The following is a 15,821-nucleotide window of genomic DNA, read 5'->3' as shown; positions in this document are numbered from 1 at the left end:
TGGCGAACTGGACGACCGCCTCGCGGAGGTCAGCCGTTCGCCGCGATGTCGGCGAGCACCGCCGCCAGGGTGCGCACCGGGACGCCGGTGCCGCCCTTGGTCGTGTACCCGTACGGGGCCCCCGTGTGGAACGACGGGCCGGCCACGTCGATGTGCGCCCAGGTCACGCCCTCGGCCACGAACTCGCGCAGGAACACGCCCGCCGCCAGCATCCCGCCGAACCGGTGCCCGGCGACGTTCGCGATGTCGGCGACCTTCGAGTCCAGGTCGCCGCGCAGCTCGTCCGGCAGCGGCATGGCCCACGCCTGCTCGCCCACGGCGCGGCCGAGCGCGGCCACCCGGTCGCGGAACTCGTCGGTGCCCATGACGCCGGCGGTCCGCTTGCCCAGCGACACGACCTGCGCGCCGGTCAGCGTGGACGTCTCGATCAGGTAGTCCGGGCCGTCCTCGCAGGCGCGCACGATCGCGTCGGACAGGATGAGCCTGCCCTCGGCGTCGGTGTTGAGCACCTCGACGGTCTTGCCGCCGTACATGGTCAGAACGTCGCCGGGCCGGTAGGCGGTGCCCGACGGCATGTTCTCCGCCATCGGGGCCCACGCGGTGACCTCCAGCGGATACTTCAGCTTCGCCGCCAGCACGACGGTGGCGATCACGGCCGCCGCGCCGCCCATGTCCGAGGTCATCTCGTCCATGCCCGCGGCGGGCTTGATGGAGATGCCGCCGGTGTCGAACGTGATGCCCTTGCCGACCAGCGCGACCTTCTTGCCCGCCTTAGGGCCGCGGTAGGTGATGCGCACCAGGCGCGGGGGACGGCTGGAGCCGCCGCCGACGCCGAGGATGCCGCCGAAGCCCTGCTTGCGCAGCGCCTTCTCGTCCAGCACCTCGACCTCGAGGCCCTCGGCCTTGGCCAGCGCGGCGGCCCGCTCCGCGAACGACGCGGGGAACAGGTCGTTCGGCGGGGTGTTGACCAGGTCGCGGGTCGCGGTGACGGCCTCGGCGATCGCGGTGGACGCCTTGAGCGTCGCGCGGTGCGCCCGGATGGTGCCCTCGGCCGGCGCGACGAGGTCGACGCGGGCGACCGGGCCGTCGCCCTTGTTCGACTTGTAGGCGGTGAACGCGTACGCGCCCAGCACCGTGCCCTCGACCGCGGGGCCCAGGTGCAGGGTGGACAGCGTGGTGACGGCGCGCTTGCGGCCGGCGAGCGCGCGGGCGGCGGCACCGGACGCGCGGCGCACCTGCTCCTCGGTGACCGAGCCGTCCTCGGCGGGCTTGCCCAGGCCCACGGCGAGCACGGCGCGCGCGGCGAGCTTGCCCAGCGTGGGCACGGTGACGACCTCGTCGGCCTTGCCGCTCGCGCCGACGGCGTCGAGCACGTCCAGCAGCGCGCCGTCGAACGCGGCGTTCACCGCCTCCGAGCCGGCGGCCAGGGCGAGGCCGTCCGGTCCCTGGACTGTGCCCACCACAACGGCGTCGGCGGCGGTGCTGCTCGGGTCACTGTCGGTGATGGCCAGCTTCGGCGCGGTCACTGCGGCTCCTTGACGGGGTCCTCCCGGCACTTCCTGGTCGTGCGGCGGGATGGGGGTTGATCGTGACGAATGCTAAAGGTCTCGTTCAGACCCAGGGCGGCCGCACCTTCGATCGCAATGAGTAACAATTAACACGAATGGGGGTCGACCAGGCGGGCGGTCGTCGTCACCTGGTTGATATGGGACTGTGTACCGGTGACAATCACGCCCCGTGCAGGGGCCGTGGCGCTCGCACTCGGCGCGACGCTGGGGGCCGGTGTCTTCACCGGTTTCGCCCCCGCCGCCGCCGTCGCGGGTCCGTGGTTCCTCCCCGGTCTGGTCTTAGCCGCGGTGGCCGCGCTGTGCTGCGCGTTCTCGACCGCGGACCAGCACCGCGCGTACCCGGACGCACCAGGCGGGTACGCCTACATCCGCAACCAGCTCGGGCCCTGGCCCGCCCGCGTCGGGGCCAGCGCGCACCTGGTGGGCAGAGCGGGCGTGGCCGCGGCGCTGGCCGGGATGTTCGGGGCGTACGTCGTGCCCGAGCACCGGGTGGTGGCGGCCGTGGGGCTGATCGCGGTGACGGCGGCGTTGGGCGCGGCCGGGGTCCGGTGGAGCACCGGGCTGAGCGTGGCGGCGGTCGGTGTCGTGCTCGGCGTGCTGGCGCTCGTGGTGTTGGTGTGCTTCTCGGTAGCACCGCCGGAGAACCCCTCGACGGGTGCGGGCGGTCCCGGGTTCGACGGGGTCATGGGCGCGTCGCTGGTGTTGTTCGCGGCGTTCGTCGGTTTCGAGCGGGTGACCGCGCCCCGGGCCGGTGACCAGGTGTTCTCCGCCCGGGTGCTGCACTTCGCGGTGCCGGTGGCGATCGGTGCGGTGCTGCTGATGGGCGTCGGGGTCGGTGCGGCAGTGCTGCGGCAGCTCGGGTCGGCGAGGTTGGCGCTGTCGCCCGCGCCGCTGCGTGACGCGTTGGTCGTGGCCGACGGGCGGTGGCTGCTGCCCGTGCTCTCGGTCGGTGCGGCGGTGGCGGCGGTGTCGTCGTTGTTCTTCGTGCTCGCGTCGGCGCGCCGGACCCTGGTCGGGTTGACCGAGACGGGTGACCTGCCGCGGATCCGGGCGGGCTGGCCGCTGGAGGTGGTGAGCGCGGCGCTGGCGATCGGCGCGGTGGTGGCGCTGCCGCCGGCGACGGCGCTGGCGGTGGGCGCGTGCGGGACGGCGTTCTACTACGGCTTCACGAACGCTTCGGCCCGCGTGCTGCTCCAAGAGGACCGGACGTGGCCGATGCGCACGGCGTGCCTGGGGCTGGGGCTGTCGGTGCTGCTGGCGATGAGCGCGCCCGCCGAGGCGTTGGCGATCACCGGGGTGGGGCTCGTGGTGGGCACCGGATTGCTCGGACTGGGCCGGGCGCGACAACCGGTCGGGTGAACCGCCGGCCCTTGCCGACCGCCCCCTCGCCCCACCCGCCGACCGCCTGTCGCCGCACCCGCGGCCCACTCGTAGACCACCCTTCGACCGGCTCCCGCTGAAGGTTGGATGTCCGAGCATCGGGACAGCGATTTTCTGACGTAGAAGTGGCGGCTATCGTGCTGTCATGACGACCGCGTTGCCTTTCACCCGGACCCCCAACCCGCAGCCGGCGACCCCGGAGCGCGTTGCGGAGGTACTCGCCAAGCCGGGCTTCGGGCAGCACTTCACCGACCACATGGTGACGATCCGCTGGAACCAGGAGCAGGGCTGGCACGACGCCGTCGTCGAGCCCTACCACTCGCTGGAGCTGGACCCGGCGGCCATGGTGCTGCACTACGGCCAGGCGATCTTCGAAGGGCTCAAGGCCTACCGCCAGCCCGACGGTTCGATCGCGTCCTTCCGCCCCGAGGCGAACGCCGAGCGCTTCCGCGCGTCGGCCCGCCGGTTGGCGATGCCCGAGCTGCCCGACGAGCTGTTCCTGGAGTCGATCCGGGAGCTGCTGGCCGTCGACGAGCGCTGGGTGCCCGCCATCCCCGAGGAGTCGCTGTACCTGCGGCCGTACCTGTTCGCCACCGAGAAGGGGCTGGGCGTGCGGCCGGCGAAGGAGTACCTGTACGTGCTCATCGCCTCGCCCGCCGGGTCGTACTTCGCGGGCGGGTTGAAGCCGGTGACGGTGTGGTTGTCGACCGAGTACGTGCGCGCGGCACCCGGCGGGACCGGCGCGGCGAAGTTCGCGGGCAACTACGCGGCGTCGTTGGTGGCGCAGGCGCAGGCCGCCGAGCAGGGCTGCGACCAGGTCGTGTGGCTGGACGCGGTGGAGCGCCGGTGGGTCGAGGAGATGGGTGGCATGAACCTGTTCTTCGTCCTCGGCACGGGCGAGCAGGCGCGGGTCGTGACGCCCGAGCTGTCCGGCGCGCTGCTGCCCGGCATCACGCGCGACTCGCTGCTGCGGCTGGCCGCCGACTTCGGGTACGCGGTGGAGGAGCGGCGGTTCTCCACGGAGGAGTGGGAGAAGAAGGCCGAGTCCGGCGAGCTGACCGAGGTGTTCGCGTGCGGCACGGCGGCCGTGATCACGCCGGTCGGGCACGTGAAGCACGCGGAGGGCGAGTTCTCCGTCTCCGGCGGCCGCACGGGTGAGGTGACCATGCGGCTGCGCAACCACCTGACCGGGATCCAGCAGGGCCTGGTCGCCGACCCGCACGGGTGGATGGCCAAGATCAACTGACGGTGGGCGCCCGCTCTGTGCCCGCCTCCTCCGGAAGACGGGCACAGGTGCTCACGCGGCTTCCGCAGTGGACTGACCGACCTTCACAGGGCGGTGATGGCCAGGACGGTGACCGTGGCGGTCTCGCAAGCCGCGCCCAGGACGTCGCCGGTGATGCCGCCGAACCGCTTGCGCGTGTGCCTGATCAGCAGCAGCACCAGGGCCGCGGCCACGGCGACGGCCAGGGGACCGTGCCACGGGTGCACGAAGAACCCGGCCACGGCCAGCGCGATCCACCAGGTCAGGGCGACCCGGAGCGGCTGGGTGCCGGCCACCAGCGCGCCCAGGCCCTCCGGCCGGGCGGCCGGCACGCCACGCAGGCAGCACAGCACGAACGCGGCCCGCCCGGCGGTCAGCGCCAGGAGCACCGCCGGCCACGTCACGGCGGGGAACGCGGCGGCCTGCGCGCCCAGCACCACGATGAGCGCGACCACCGCGAACGGGCCCGCGCCGCCGTCCTTCATCACCGCGAGCGCCCGTTCGGGCGGTCCGTAGCAGCCCAGGCCGTCGGCGGTGTCGGCCAGCCCGTCCAGGTGCATGCCGCGCGTGGCCAGCGCCAGGAAGCCCACGACGAGGAAACCGGCCACCAGGCCGGGCAACGGCAGCAGGAGCAGCGCCACGACGGCCGCGCCCAGCAGCAGCCCGACCAACGGCGCGCACGCGATGGCCCGCCGTGCCGCCCGCGCGTCGACCTCGTCGGAGCCGACGCGGACGGGCAGGACGGTCAGCCAGGACAGCGCCAGGCGCATCAGGCTGGTCCGGAGATGCCCGCGCTGTCGAAGGTCGCCATCTCGGCCAGGATGCGCGTCGCCATCACGACCAGCGGCAGCGCCGCGACCGCGCCGGAGCCCTCGCCCAGGCGCATGTCGAACTCGAGCAGCGGTTCGAGGCCGAGGTGGCCCAGGGCCAGGGCGTGGGCGGGCTCGGCCGAGCGGTGGCCCGCGACCCACCAGTCACGCGCGCCGGGTGCGATCTCCTCGGCGACCACGGCGGCCGCGCCGACCACCACGCCGTCGAGGATGACCGGGGTCTTGCGCACGGCGGCCTGCACCAGGAAGCCCGTCATGGCGGCGATGTCCGCGCCCGAGGACGCGGCCAGCAGGGCCACCGGGTCGCTGATCACCGGGCGGGCGCGGCGCAGGGCGTCGCGGATGGCGGCGGTCTTGCGCATCCAGCCCTGGTCGTCGATGCCCGTGCCGCGGCCCACCACGGCGACCGGCTCGGACCCGGTGAGGGCGGCGATGAGGACGGCGGCCGGGGTGGTGTTGCCGATGCCCATGTCGCCCGCGATGAGCAGGTCCGCGCCACCGTCGACCTCGTCGTCCACGAGCTTGCGGCCGGTCTCGATCGCCTGCTCGGCCTCTTCGCGGGTCAGCGCGTCCTCGCGGTCGATGGAACCGGAGCCGCGGCGGACCTTGGTGTCGCCCACGGCGGTGTCGGCGTCGACGGCCACGTCCACCACGCGGACGGTCGCGCCAGCGACGTTGGCCAGCACGTTCACCGCCGCGCCGCCGGCGAGGAAGTTCGCGACCATCTGGCCCGTGACCTCCGGCGGGTAGGCCGAGACGCCGTGCCGGGCGATGCCGTGGTCGCCCGCGAAGACCACCACGCGGGGACGGGTGAACGGGCGGGGCGGGCAGTCGCCCTGGCAGGCGGCCACCCAGGCGCCGAGCTCTTCGAGCCGGCCGAGCGACCCGACGGGCTTGGTCAGCACACCGTGCCTGGCCAGCGCCTGCAAGCGCACGTGCTCGCTCGGCGGCTCGACGGACGGGAACTCGATGGTCACCGACTACCTCCGGGTTCGCGCAGTCGCAGTGGGATTCCGGCGACGACCAGCAGCACCTCGTCGCAGACCTCGGCCAGCCGCGCGTTGAGCGAGCCGAGGTGATCGCGGAAGAGCCTGCCAGAGTGCGTGCTGGGCACGACGCCGAGGCCGACCTCCGCCGAGACGAGGACCAACCGGGCGCGGGTCCCGGCGACCGCTCGGACCAGTGCCGTGCACTCGGCCTCGACCTGCCCCATGCCGTGGCCCTCCCACGCGCCCGCGTCGTCCAGCACGCCGTTGAGCCAGGTCGCCACGTCGTCCACCAGGATCGGCGGGTCGACCTCGCTGGTGGCCGTGAGCAGGGCGATCAGGTCGTTGGGGGCGGGCGCTTCCACCGTGGTCCACGTGCTGGGGCGGCGGGCCACGTGCTGGGCGATCCGCAGCTCCCAGTCGGCGTCGTCGGGGTAGCGGCGCGCGGTGGCGACGTAGGTCACCACGTCTTCGGTGAGCAACCCCTCGGCGTGCGCCGACTTCCCCGAACGCGCGCCACCCAGCACCAGTGTCCGACGCGTCACACCGCACTCCAACCGTTCCGGGAGGACATAGCCTGACCGGGAACGTTACCCGTACGGAGCAACGCGAGGAGGTCCGTCATGGAGTACCGGTGGCGGTACCAGGACGAGCAGGGGCACGAGGTCGACGGTCCGGCGGTCGCGTTCCCCGACCAGACCGCGGCCGAGGACTGGTTCTCCTCCGCGTGGGTCGAGCTGCGGGAGTCGGGCGTGGCCCAGGTGACGTTGCTGCGCAGCGAGTCGGAGGTCTACGGCCCGATGTCCCTCGCACCGGCCGAGTAGCCGTCGGTCGGGTCTTGGGGGCCGGCCGACGTCCAGGGAACGGGCAGTCCGGGTGCACCACTGCCCGTCCGCCTGGGACACGGGTGAGCTAGTCCAGGCTCATCGCGGCGGCCAGCCGCCGCAGCTCCGGGATCTTCGCGCCGAGCATCCAGTGCAGCTTCTCCGCCGCGTCGGGCGTCAGGGCGACGGTCGCCGTCATGTCGAAGGTGACCTCGTAGTCGCCGTCAGCAGTAACGGATTCCTCGAACTTCGCCTCGCTCATGATCCGGACGTACGACGTCTGCTCGACCGCGTCCGAAGGTCGCATCACCATTTGTGCCAACTCTCCTTGTCTGCGATTGACGTGTGTTCCCGCCCCCGCCCCGTCGCGTCACGCGTTCGTGCAAGCGGCGCAGAAACGTGAACTGACTCCGGCAATGGCCGCAGTCGCACCGAAAACACCGGTGATACCGCACGAGCACGACGGCGCCGATCGCTGGAGCGATCAGTGTCAGAGCTGCCCACATCGCCCCTCCCGTTGCCGGATGGCCGGTGCAGTCGTTCTTACCGGTGTGGTTGAGCGGTTCCGTCGATCGACGCGTCTGGTGAGGTCTGATCGCTGGTCTGGCGCTGTCTGGTGGCGTGGTCGTGCGGGTGTCTGGTATGAGTGCAGAACCGTCTGGTATCGCCGGACGCGAGCAAGGGGGTGACTGTGTCGCAGGCACTCGAAGTGAGCGGTGCGCGGTTGAGGGCTGCTCGGGAGTACGCCGGGTTCTCGCTCACCCGCATGGCCCAGGCGACCAACTACTCGAAGTCATATCTAGGGCTGGTTGAGACGGGCGTGAACCCGGTTACCCTAGAGGTGGTAGCGGCGTACGAACGAGCATTAGGGGCCGGCGTGTACCGATCGGACATCAATCACCCGCGACTGAAGAAGATCGACGATCCCGAACACCTGCAACACATTCGGGAAGCGGTGGAATCCGGAGACCCGGACATCTTCGCCCAGGGGCCGACGTCCAGTTCCATCGACGCGGCGGTGGCTCCGGTGCTGGGGCCGAAGGCCATCGAGAACTTCCGGCAGTGGGCCGTCAGCGGTCGGACCTCGACGCTCAGGGCCAACGCGGTGAGCATCTTGGGGTTCCTGCCCGGCAGGGAGAACGCGGACGTGGTCGTCAGCGTGCTGGACAACGACGACGCCGTCCGGCGACTGTGCCTGGCATCCGAAGTGTCCCGGCTGATCCAGTGCGGTTGGGACGTCGCCCTCGCCGTCGCGGACGACCCCGCCGGCGCGCCGGAACCCCGAAGGCTCGCCGCGAAGTTGGCGAAGGAAGCGGTCGACCCGAGGGACACCGAAGCCCGCTGGTGCGCGGGTTACCTCCTGCAACGCATGGCGGCGATCCTCGGTCCGGACAGCTGACCCCGGCACGCGGAAGCCCCGCTCGGGACGGGAGTCCGAGCGGGGCTGTCCGAGGGCGGGTCAGGGGGTGATGGTGAACCGCGGGTCGGTTTCGACGACGCCCTCGAGCACGTCGTCGATCTTCTTCAGCAGCTCGTCCTCCAGCTTGACGCCGGCGGCCTTGACGTTCTCGTGCACCTGCTCCGGGCGGGAGGCGCCGATGATCGCGCTGGCCACGTTCGGGTTCTGCAGGGTCCACGCGACCGCGAGCTGGGCCAGCGACAGGCCGGCCTCCTCGGCGAGCGGCTTGAGCTGCTGGACCTTGGTCAGCACCTCGTCGCGCAGGAAGCGCTGGATGAACTTCGAGCCGTTCTCGTCGGTGGCCCGCGAACCCTCGGGCACCGGCCGGCCCGGCAGGTACTTGCCGGTCAGCACGCCCTGGGCGATGGGCGACCACACGATCTGGCTGATGCCCTCGCGCTCGGAGGTCGGGATCACCTGGGACTCGATGACGCGCCACAGCATCGAGTACTGCGGCTGGTTGGAGATGAACGGCACGTTCAGCTCACGGGCCAGCGCCGCGCCCCGGGCGATCTGGTCGGCGTTCCACTCCGAGACGCCGATGTAGAGCACCTTGCCCTGCCGCACGAGGTCGGCGAAGGCGAGCATCGTCTCCTCCAGCGGCACCGACTTGTCGTAGCGGTGCGCCTGGTAGAGGTCGACGTAGTCGGTCTGCAGCCGCTTGAGCGAGCCGTTGATCGACTCCATGATGTGTTTGCGGCCGAGACCCTTGTCGTTGGGGCCGCCGGGACCCGTCGGCCAGAAGACCTTGGTGAAGATCTCCAACGACTCGCGGCGCTGACCCGCCAGCGCACGGCCCAGCACGGACTCGGCCTTGGTGTTGGCGTAGACGTCAGCAGTGTCGAAGGTGGTCACGCCGGCGTCCAGGGCAGCCCGGACGCACGCGGTCGCCTGGTCCTCTTCGACCTGGGACCCGTGGGTGAGCCAGTTGCCGTACGAGATCTCGCTGATGTTCAGGCCACTGCGGCCGAGGCGTCGGAACTCCATGCGGCCAAGCCTAGTACCAGATCGTTCGGGTAGCTAATGAACTGTCGGGTGCTCAGACCTTGTCGCCGGGGCTCACCCGGGGCTTGGGCACGCGCAGCCGGCGCAGCTGGCTGGCCCGGATGAACGAGTACCAGCCGATGGACAGGCCGCGGGTGGTGTCGTTGGGGAACTTCAGCCGCACCCGGCGGTTCACCAGCCGGCCGAGCACGAAGCCCTCGACGATCATCGCCAGCAGCATGAACGTGGTCAGCAGCGTCGCGTACTGCTGGATCGCCGGCGCGGGCACGAGCAGCGCCACGAACACCAGGATGGCCAGCGGCATGAACAGGCCCATCAGGTTGCGCCGCGAGTCGACCACGTCGCGGATGTAGGCCTTCACCGGGCCGCGGTCGCGGGGCAGGAGGTACTTGTCCTCGCCCGCCATCATCCGCTGCCGCCGCTCGACGGCCGCCGCGCGCCGCTCCTCCTTGGACACCTTGCTCCCGCGCGCCCGCTTCAACGCCTCGCGCTGCGTGCGGGGCGGCGGCGGAACCGGTCCGCGCCGCTTGCCCTCGGCCTCGCGGCGCTTCGGCGTGGGCCGCCCCTTGCCGGGCGTGCGCGACGGGTCGGCCGGGGTCACCTCCGCGGGGGCGTCCTCGGCGGTGGTGGTCTCGGCGGCTTCGTCGGCGTTGCGGCGCAGGAACCTCACCACACCAGAGTAGGAGATGCCCCGATAAGTACTGTTCGCGAGGTGCGAGTTGTTATTGCGCCGGACTGCTTCGGCGGAACGCTGACCGCGCGGGAAGTCGCCGAAGCCGTGGCCGATGGCTGGCGACGCACCGCTCCCGACGACGACCTGCGGCTGCGCCCCCTGGCCGACGGCGGGCCGGGTTTCGTGGACGTCCTGCACGCCGCGCTGGGCGGCACGCTGCACGCGGCGACCGTCACCGGGCCGCTGGGCACGCCCGTGCGGGCGGTGTGGCTGGAGCACGACGGGCACGCCTACATCGAGTCCGCCCAGGCGTGTGGCCTGCACCTCGTGCCCGCCGACGAGCGCGCGCGGGCCGCCGAGACCGCCACGACCAGGGGCGTCGGCGAGCTGGTCAACGCCGCCGGCGAGGTCGGCGTTCACACGATCGTGGTCGGTCTGGGCGGTTCCGGGACCACGGACGGCGGCGCGGGGCTGCGCGAGACGGTCCGGCCCGTGACCGCCCGGCTGGTCGCCGCCGCCGACGTGGAGAACCCGCTGCTGGGACCGCACGGCGCGGCGCGCACGTTCGGCCCGCAGAAGGGCGCGTCACCCGAAGCGGTGGCGCGGCTGGAGGCGCGGCTGGCCGCGATGGACGAGCTGGCCGACGTCCGCGACCGGCCCGGCGCGGGCGCCGCGGGAGGGCTCGGAGCAGCGCTGATGGCGCTCGGGGCCACCGTGGAGTCCGGGGCGGGCATGGTGCGCGCGCTGACCCGGTTGGACGAGGCGCTGGACGACGCCGACCTGGCCGTGACCGGCGAGGGGAGCTTCGACTGGCAGTCGCTGCGCGGGAAGCTGGTGACCGCCGTGGCCGGTGGCGCGGCCGAACGCGGCCTGCCCTGCGTGGTGCTCGCTGGCCAGGTCACGGTGGGTAAGCGCGAGGCTGCGGCGGCGGGCGTGCAGGAGTCGTACGCGGTGGCCGAGCACGCCGGTTCGGTGCAACGAAGTCTCGCCGACCCGGCCGGCACGCTGGCCGACCTCGCCGCGCACGTGGCGAGGCAGTGGTCACACTCCGGGTAGTGACGTCTGTGCGACCATGGGGGAGGAACAAAGCGGGTACTTCCCGTGTTGCCCGGAATAGATGCCCGCAAAGGACCTCTGAGGGAGAGCCATGACGACCGCTCAGGACGCAGTCACCCCGACTCCTGACGCCCCGCCCACCCACGGCGTGACGCTCACCGACGCGGCTGCCGTGAAGGCGAAGGCGCTGCTGGACCAGGAGGGGCGCGACGACATGCACCTGCGCATCGCCGTCCAGCCCGGTGGTTGTGCGGGGCTGCGTTACCAGCTGTTCTTCGACGAGCGGACGCTCGACGGTGACGCGCTGCGCGACTTCGGCGGCCTGAAGGTGGCCGTGGACCGCATGAGCGCCCCCTACGTCGAGGGCGCTGTGATCGACTTCGTCGACACGATCGAGAAGCAGGGTTTCACCATCGACAACCCGAACGCCGGCGGTTCCTGCGCCTGCGGCGACTCGTTCCACTGATCGATCGCCGGGACGTCGGTTCACCGAAGGGCCCCCGCCGCGTGGCGGGGGCCCTTCGGCGTCTGCTGGGAGGGTGGGGTTCGTGACGGACACCGCTGTGCCGCGCCTGGTGGGCCTGACGGTGCCCGAGGCCCGCAGGAGGGGCGACGAGGCGGGCGTCGTGGTCACCTCACGTGACGTCGACGGTCCGCCGTTGGGTGTGCTGACCTGGCCGGGCACGTGGGTGGTCACCGATCAGGAGCCGCGTCCCGGCGCCCGGGTGCGGCGCGGCTCGGTCGTGATGATCGACTTCGAGCGCGCGCCGGACGGTCAGACGTAGACCTCCAGGTCCGCGACCTGGGCGTAGTTGGCGTCGTCCACCTGCCACGGCGTCACGTCGCCCGGTTCCTGGTGCTGCCCGCCCGCCGTGCCGCGCAGCTCCTGCGGCAGGTCGGTGCAGTCCTCGATCAGCTCGGCCAGCGTGTTCGCCTCGGTGTTCCTCACACGGCGACCGTATGCGGGCCGGGGTCTTGACAAAAGCCCTACCGGACGGTAGTACCGCCCGGTAGGGCCGGTTCACACGTGCGCGGCCAGCGGGGTGTGCGCGGTGGACGTCGCGGGACGGGCGGTCACCCGGCCGACGACCAGGGCCACCCCCACGCCGAGGACGGTCGACAGGCCGCCCACGGTCCCGACCCACCGCAGGCCGAGCCCGCTCGTCAGCACCGCGCCGCCGAGCATCGGGCCCAGCGCGGCGGCCACGTTGAACGCGGAGATGTTCACCGAGGCGACCAGCCCGGCCGCCGACCCGGCCTGCCCCATCAGGTAGGTGTGGATCAGCGGGCCCGCCGTGAACGCGCTCGCGCCCAGCACGAACACGCTCACCACGGCCGCCACCTTGCTCTCCAGCATCAGCCCCTGCGCCAGCAGCCCCACGCCGAGCACGGCCAGCGGCACGGGCAGGACGCGGGCGATCCGGTCCGGCGGCACCTTGCCCGCCACCGTGCTGCCGATCAGCGTGCCGACGCCGTACACGAGCAGCACGCCGGTCACCCAACCCGGCTCGAACCCGCTCACCTCGCGCAACGCGGGCGCGACGTAGGTGAACGCGGTGATCAGACCGGTGAAGGACAGGATCGTGGTGGCCAGCCCCAGCAGCACGGTCCGCCTGCCGAACGCGAACAGGCTGGCCCGCACACCCGGGTCCGGCTCGTGCGCGACCTTCGGCGTGCCCAGCACGACCCCGACCAGGCCGATCGCGGTCAACGCGCTGACCAGCACGAACGACGCGCGCCAGCCGTAGTTCTGGCCGATCAGGGTGCCCAGCGGGATGCCCAGGATGGTCGACAGCGCGACGCCGTTGACGACCTTGGCGATGGCCGCGGTCTGCTTCTCCGGCGGCACGGCGGCGATGGCGACCTGGGACGCCACCGCGAAGAACAGGCCCTGGGCGAGCGCGGCCACCATGCGCGCGACCATGAGCAGGGTGTAGTCGTCGGCGAGGGCGCTGCCCAGGGAGGCGGCCAGGGCCAGCGCCATGACGGAGATCAGGAGCGTGCGGCGCGCGATGCGCCCGGTCAGCACGGTGAGCACCGGGCCGCCCAGGGCGACCGAGACGGCGTACGCGGTCACCAGCAGGCCTGCGGTCGGCACGTCCACACCGAGGTCGGCGGCGACCTCGGGCAGCACGCCGACGATGATGAACTCGGATGTCCCCACAGCGAATGCGCTGAGCATCAGGATGAAGGCGATCACGACGACGACGCTAAAGTGTGACACTGACGTAAGGGTCAAGGTTGCGTGATCGAGCGCTCTTTTCGACAGGGGTGGGAATAAGTGCTGATCGGTGAACTCGCGGAGAAGACCGGCGCCACGGTGCGCATGCTGCGCTACTACGACCAGCAGGGCCTGCTGACGCCCCAGCGCACGGACTCGCGCTACCGCGTCTACGACGAATCCGACGTCGAACGCGTCCGCAGCGTCCGCTGCCTCATCAGCTCGGGCCTGAACGTCCGCTTGGTCCGGCTCGTGCTCGCGCACGCGTTCGACCAGGACGTCGAGCTGCCCGAGGACGAAGCGGGCTGCGTGCCCCTGCTGCGCATGCTCAACGACGAGCTGGCCTCCATCGACACCCGCATCGAGCAGCTGACCCGCAGCAAGGAGCACCTGGGCAGGCTGGTCGTCGACGTCACCCGCATCATGGCCGAGAAGTCCGGCGGCACGTGCCGGGCCGAACCGGTCGAGCAGGTCGAGCGGGTGGGCTGAGACCGCGAAGGCCCCCGGCACCGCGCGTGCCGGGGGCCTCCGCCGTGACGACTAGAGCTTGACGGGGTAGTGCGGCTCGGGCACGACCGGGCGGATCCGGCCCTCCACGAAGATCCCGTGCCAGATCATGAACACCAGCAGCGCCCAGATGCGGCGGCTGTTGTCCGCCACGCCCGACCGGTGCTCCTCGATGACCCGCAGCACCGCGCCCTTGTCCAGGTACTGGTCGGTCTGCGACTGGCGCACGTGGTCCACCGCCCAGTCGTGCATCTCGTCCTTCAGCCAGTGCCGGATCGGCACCGGGAAGCCCAGCTTGCGCCGGTTGAGCACGTGCGCGGGCACGATGTCGCGGATCGCCCGCCGCAGCGCGTGCTTGGTCGTCTCCTTGGTCAGCTTCAGCTCCGACGGCACCTGCGACGCGATCCGGAACACCTCGGGGTCCAGGAACGGCACCCGCAGCTCCAACGAGTTCGCCATCGTCATCTTGTCGGCCTTGACCAGGATGTCGCCCCGCAGCCACGTGAACAGGTCCACGTGCTGCATCCGCGTCACCGGGTCCCAGCCCTCCGACTCGCGGTACGGCTGCGCGGTCACGTCCTTGTGCGACACGTTCGGGTTGTACGTGCGCAGCACCTGCCGCAGCTGGTCGTCCATGAAGATCCGGGCGTTGCCGTAGTAGCGCTCCTCCAGCGTGAGCGCGCCACGCCGCAGCAGGTCCTTGCCGCGCACGCCCTGCGGGATCTTGGTCGACACCTTGCCCATGGCCTTGCGCAACGCGCCGGGCACCTTCTCGAACGGCGCCAGCGACAGCGGCTCGCGGTAGATCGTGTAGCCGCCGAACAGCTCGTCCGCGCCCTCGCCCGACAGCACGACCTTCACGTGCTCGCGCGCCTCGCGGGCGATGAACCACAGCGGCACCAGCGCCGGGTCGGCCACCGGGTCGTCCAGGTACCACGTGATCAGCGGCAGCGCGTCCATCATCTCCTGCGCCGTCACCGCCCGCACCACGTGCTTGACCCCGATCGCGGCGGCCGACTCGGCGGCCACGTCGATCTCGGAGTAGCCCTGCCGCTCGAACCCCGTGGTGAACGTGATCAGGTCCGGGTTGTGCTCCTTGGCCAGCGCCGCGACCACGGTCGAGTCGATGCCGCCGGACAGGAACGAGCCGACCGTCACGTCCGCCCGCATGTGCTTGGCCACCGAGTCGCGCAACGCCTCGGTGATCTCGTCGTACAGCCGGTTCTCGTCCGCCTCGCCGCGCACGACCCGCGGCCGGAACGTGGCCGGGAAGTACCGCTCGACCACGGGCTTGCCGCCCGGCGTGAGCGTGAACGACGTGCCGGACTCGATGCGGTGGATCTCGCTCTGCAGCGACTCCGGCTCCGGCACGTACTGCAGGATCAGGTAGTGCTGGAGGGCCTTCTCGTCCACCTTCGGCCGGATGCCGATCGCCGGCGCCAGCTCCAGCACCGACTTCTTCTCGCTGGAGAACGCCACCCCGCCCGGGCCCGCCGCGTAGTACAGGGGCTTGATGCCGAACGGGTCGCGCGCGCCGAACACCACGCGCCGCGCCTTGTCCCAGATCAGGAACGCGAACATGCCGCGCAACCGGGCCACCGCGGCCGGGCCCCAGTAGTGGTAGGCGGCCACGATGGTCTCGGTGTCGCCGTCGGTGGCGAAGACCGCGCCGAACTGCTTGGTCAGCTCCGCGCGCAGCTCCACGTAGTTGTAGATCTCGCCGTTGAACAGGATCGCGTACCGGCCCTGCTGGTCGGGCGGACCCCAGTGCAGGGGTTGGTGCGAGTGCTCGATGTCGATGATGGACAGCCGGTTGAAGCCGAAGACGACCTCACCGCCCTGCCAGGTGCCACTCTCGTCGGGGCCGCGGTGGCGCATGCAGCGCAATGCCCCCGCCACCGCCGAGCGCGCCCGCTCGGCCTCGTTCTCGCCAGGGCAAACCAGTCCTACCAGGCCGCACACGCCGTAAACACCCTTCGTGTCGTGTGGAGAAGACCCCAGTATGCCGGGGGGCCGGTGTGTGACCGAAACTGCACTCCACGGGGGCA

The 15,821-nt window shown here is 71.7% G+C and carries 18 protein-coding genes; 8 read left to right on the top strand and 10 right to left on the bottom strand.

The features are described 5' to 3' along the window. Positions 1–29: 29 nt before the first annotated feature. The gene (locus LZG04_RS23480; protein ID WP_233820146.1) at positions 30–1,526 is read right to left on the bottom strand and encodes a leucyl aminopeptidase; all 1,497 of its coding nucleotides are present in this window, start codon (positions 1,524–1,526) and stop codon (positions 30–32) included. 222 nt (positions 1,527–1,748) lie between these two features. On the opposite strand from LZG04_RS23480, the gene LZG04_RS23475 reads away from it, so the two are divergent. Continuing rightward, the gene (locus LZG04_RS23475; protein WP_233820145.1) at positions 1,749–2,927 is read left to right on the top strand and encodes an APC family permease; all 1,179 of its coding nucleotides are present in this window, start codon (positions 1,749–1,751) and stop codon (positions 2,925–2,927) included. Between the two features lie 166 nt (positions 2,928–3,093). Next, positions 3,094–4,194, top strand: coding sequence for a branched-chain amino acid aminotransferase (locus tag LZG04_RS23470; RefSeq protein WP_233820143.1), 1,101 nt, complete (start codon positions 3,094–3,096; stop codon positions 4,192–4,194). 83 nt (positions 4,195–4,277) lie between these two features. Here LZG04_RS23470 and cobS read toward each other — a convergent pair whose 3' ends face one another. From cobS to cobU, 3 genes are read right to left on the bottom strand one after another with little or no spacing between them, the layout of a single operon-like run. After that, positions 4,278–4,982, bottom strand: a complete 705-nt coding sequence (gene cobS / locus LZG04_RS23465) for an adenosylcobinamide-GDP ribazoletransferase (protein ID WP_233820141.1) — start codon at positions 4,980–4,982, stop codon at positions 4,278–4,280. Next, positions 4,982–6,019: a nicotinate-nucleotide--dimethylbenzimidazole phosphoribosyltransferase gene (gene cobT / locus LZG04_RS23460; protein ID WP_233820139.1), complete on the bottom strand. Its 1,038-nt coding sequence runs from the start codon at positions 6,017–6,019 to the stop codon at positions 4,982–4,984. The genes cobS and cobT overlap by 1 nt, the downstream gene beginning before the upstream one ends. Beyond that, positions 6,016–6,573: a bifunctional adenosylcobinamide kinase/adenosylcobinamide-phosphate guanylyltransferase gene (gene cobU, locus LZG04_RS23455; protein ID WP_233820138.1), complete on the bottom strand. Its 558-nt coding sequence runs from the start codon at positions 6,571–6,573 to the stop codon at positions 6,016–6,018. The genes cobT and cobU overlap by 4 nt, the downstream gene beginning before the upstream one ends. Before the next feature lie 78 nt (positions 6,574–6,651). On the opposite strand from cobU, the gene LZG04_RS23450 reads away from it, so the two are divergent. Beyond that, positions 6,652–6,852: a hypothetical protein gene (locus tag LZG04_RS23450; protein ID WP_233820135.1), complete on the top strand. Its 201-nt coding sequence runs from the start codon at positions 6,652–6,654 to the stop codon at positions 6,850–6,852. Positions 6,853–6,940: 88 nt separating this feature from the next. Here the strand turns inward: LZG04_RS23450 and LZG04_RS23445 are convergent, their stop codons facing one another. Then, positions 6,941–7,165 (bottom strand): hypothetical protein, encoded by a 225-nt coding sequence (locus LZG04_RS23445; RefSeq protein ID WP_233820133.1) that lies wholly within the window; start codon positions 7,163–7,165, stop codon positions 6,941–6,943. Between the two features lie 333 nt (positions 7,166–7,498). Between LZG04_RS23445 and LZG04_RS23440 the strand changes: the two genes are divergently transcribed. Beyond that, a complete protein-coding gene (locus tag LZG04_RS23440; protein WP_233820131.1) occupies positions 7,499–8,251 on the top strand; it encodes a helix-turn-helix domain-containing protein in 753 nt (250 codons plus the stop codon). Positions 8,252–8,311: 60 nt separating this feature from the next. On the opposite strand, the gene LZG04_RS23435 is transcribed toward LZG04_RS23440, so the two are convergent. Continuing rightward, positions 8,312–9,298 carry an aldo/keto reductase family protein gene (locus LZG04_RS23435; protein WP_233820125.1) on the bottom strand — a complete coding sequence of 329 codons (987 nt, stop codon included), beginning with the start codon at positions 9,296–9,298 and terminating at the stop codon, positions 8,312–8,314. A gap of 52 nt (positions 9,299–9,350) precedes the next feature. Continuing rightward, the gene (locus LZG04_RS23430; RefSeq protein WP_233820124.1) at positions 9,351–9,986 is read right to left on the bottom strand and encodes a DUF3043 domain-containing protein; all 636 of its coding nucleotides are present in this window, start codon (positions 9,984–9,986) and stop codon (positions 9,351–9,353) included. Between the two features lie 42 nt (positions 9,987–10,028). Here LZG04_RS23430 and LZG04_RS23425 point away from each other — a divergent pair, with 42 nt between their 5' ends. The 3 genes from LZG04_RS23425 to LZG04_RS23415 all read left to right on the top strand — a co-directional run bounded on the left by LZG04_RS23425 (position 10,029) and on the right by LZG04_RS23415 (position 11,830). Continuing rightward, positions 10,029–11,045: a glycerate kinase gene (locus LZG04_RS23425; RefSeq protein ID WP_233820122.1), complete on the top strand. Its 1,017-nt coding sequence runs from the start codon at positions 10,029–10,031 to the stop codon at positions 11,043–11,045. 91 nt (positions 11,046–11,136) lie between these two features. Then, the gene (locus LZG04_RS23420) at positions 11,137–11,511 is read left to right on the top strand and encodes an iron-sulfur cluster assembly accessory protein (RefSeq protein ID WP_233820120.1); all 375 of its coding nucleotides are present in this window, start codon (positions 11,137–11,139) and stop codon (positions 11,509–11,511) included. An 82-nt stretch (positions 11,512–11,593) separates the two neighbouring features. Next, positions 11,594–11,830, top strand: coding sequence for a PASTA domain-containing protein (locus LZG04_RS23415; protein ID WP_233820119.1), 237 nt, complete (start codon positions 11,594–11,596; stop codon positions 11,828–11,830). On the opposite strand, the gene LZG04_RS23410 is transcribed toward LZG04_RS23415, so the two are convergent. Together LZG04_RS23410 and LZG04_RS23405 are read right to left on the bottom strand one after the other, a co-directional pair. Continuing rightward, the gene (locus LZG04_RS23410; protein WP_233820117.1) at positions 11,821–11,994 is read right to left on the bottom strand and encodes a hypothetical protein; all 174 of its coding nucleotides are present in this window, start codon (positions 11,992–11,994) and stop codon (positions 11,821–11,823) included. The genes LZG04_RS23415 and LZG04_RS23410 overlap by 10 nt on opposite strands. Before the next feature lie 72 nt (positions 11,995–12,066). Further along, positions 12,067–13,245: an MFS transporter gene (locus LZG04_RS23405; protein ID WP_233820115.1), complete on the bottom strand. Its 1,179-nt coding sequence runs from the start codon at positions 13,243–13,245 to the stop codon at positions 12,067–12,069. An 81-nt stretch (positions 13,246–13,326) separates the two neighbouring features. On the opposite strand from LZG04_RS23405, the gene LZG04_RS23400 reads away from it, so the two are divergent. After that, the gene (locus LZG04_RS23400; protein WP_233820113.1) at positions 13,327–13,755 is read left to right on the top strand and encodes a MerR family transcriptional regulator; all 429 of its coding nucleotides are present in this window, start codon (positions 13,327–13,329) and stop codon (positions 13,753–13,755) included. 51 nt (positions 13,756–13,806) lie between these two features. Here LZG04_RS23400 and asnB read toward each other — a convergent pair whose 3' ends face one another. Then, a complete protein-coding gene (gene asnB, locus LZG04_RS23395) occupies positions 13,807–15,735 on the bottom strand; it encodes an asparagine synthase (glutamine-hydrolyzing) (RefSeq protein ID WP_233820111.1) in 1,929 nt (642 codons plus the stop codon). Positions 15,736–15,821 lie beyond the last annotated feature (86 nt).

This window comes from Saccharothrix sp. S26, from assembly GCF_021390395.1.
GTDB lineage: Bacteria > Actinomycetota > Actinomycetes > Mycobacteriales > Pseudonocardiaceae > Actinosynnema.
Note: the sequence above shows the minus strand (reverse complement) of the source record. Positions and strands in the feature narration are given on the sequence as shown.

Coding starts and splice junctions, on each gene's coding strand:
- LZG04_RS23470 (WP_233820143.1), top strand. CDS start 3,094: ATGACGACCGCGTTGCCTTTCACCCGGACCCCCAACCCGCAGCCGGCG.
- LZG04_RS23420 (WP_233820120.1), top strand. CDS start 11,137: ATGACGACCGCTCAGGACGCAGTCACCCCGACTCCTGACGCCCCGCCC.
- LZG04_RS23435 (WP_233820125.1), bottom strand. CDS start 9,298: ATGGAGTTCCGACGCCTCGGCCGCAGTGGCCTGAACATCAGCGAGATC.
- cobS (WP_233820141.1), bottom strand. CDS start 4,982: ATGCGCCTGGCGCTGTCCTGGCTGACCGTCCTGCCCGTCCGCGTCGGC.
- LZG04_RS23450 (WP_233820135.1), top strand. CDS start 6,652: ATGGAGTACCGGTGGCGGTACCAGGACGAGCAGGGGCACGAGGTCGAC.
- LZG04_RS23445 (WP_233820133.1), bottom strand. CDS start 7,165: ATGGTGATGCGACCTTCGGACGCGGTCGAGCAGACGTCGTACGTCCGG.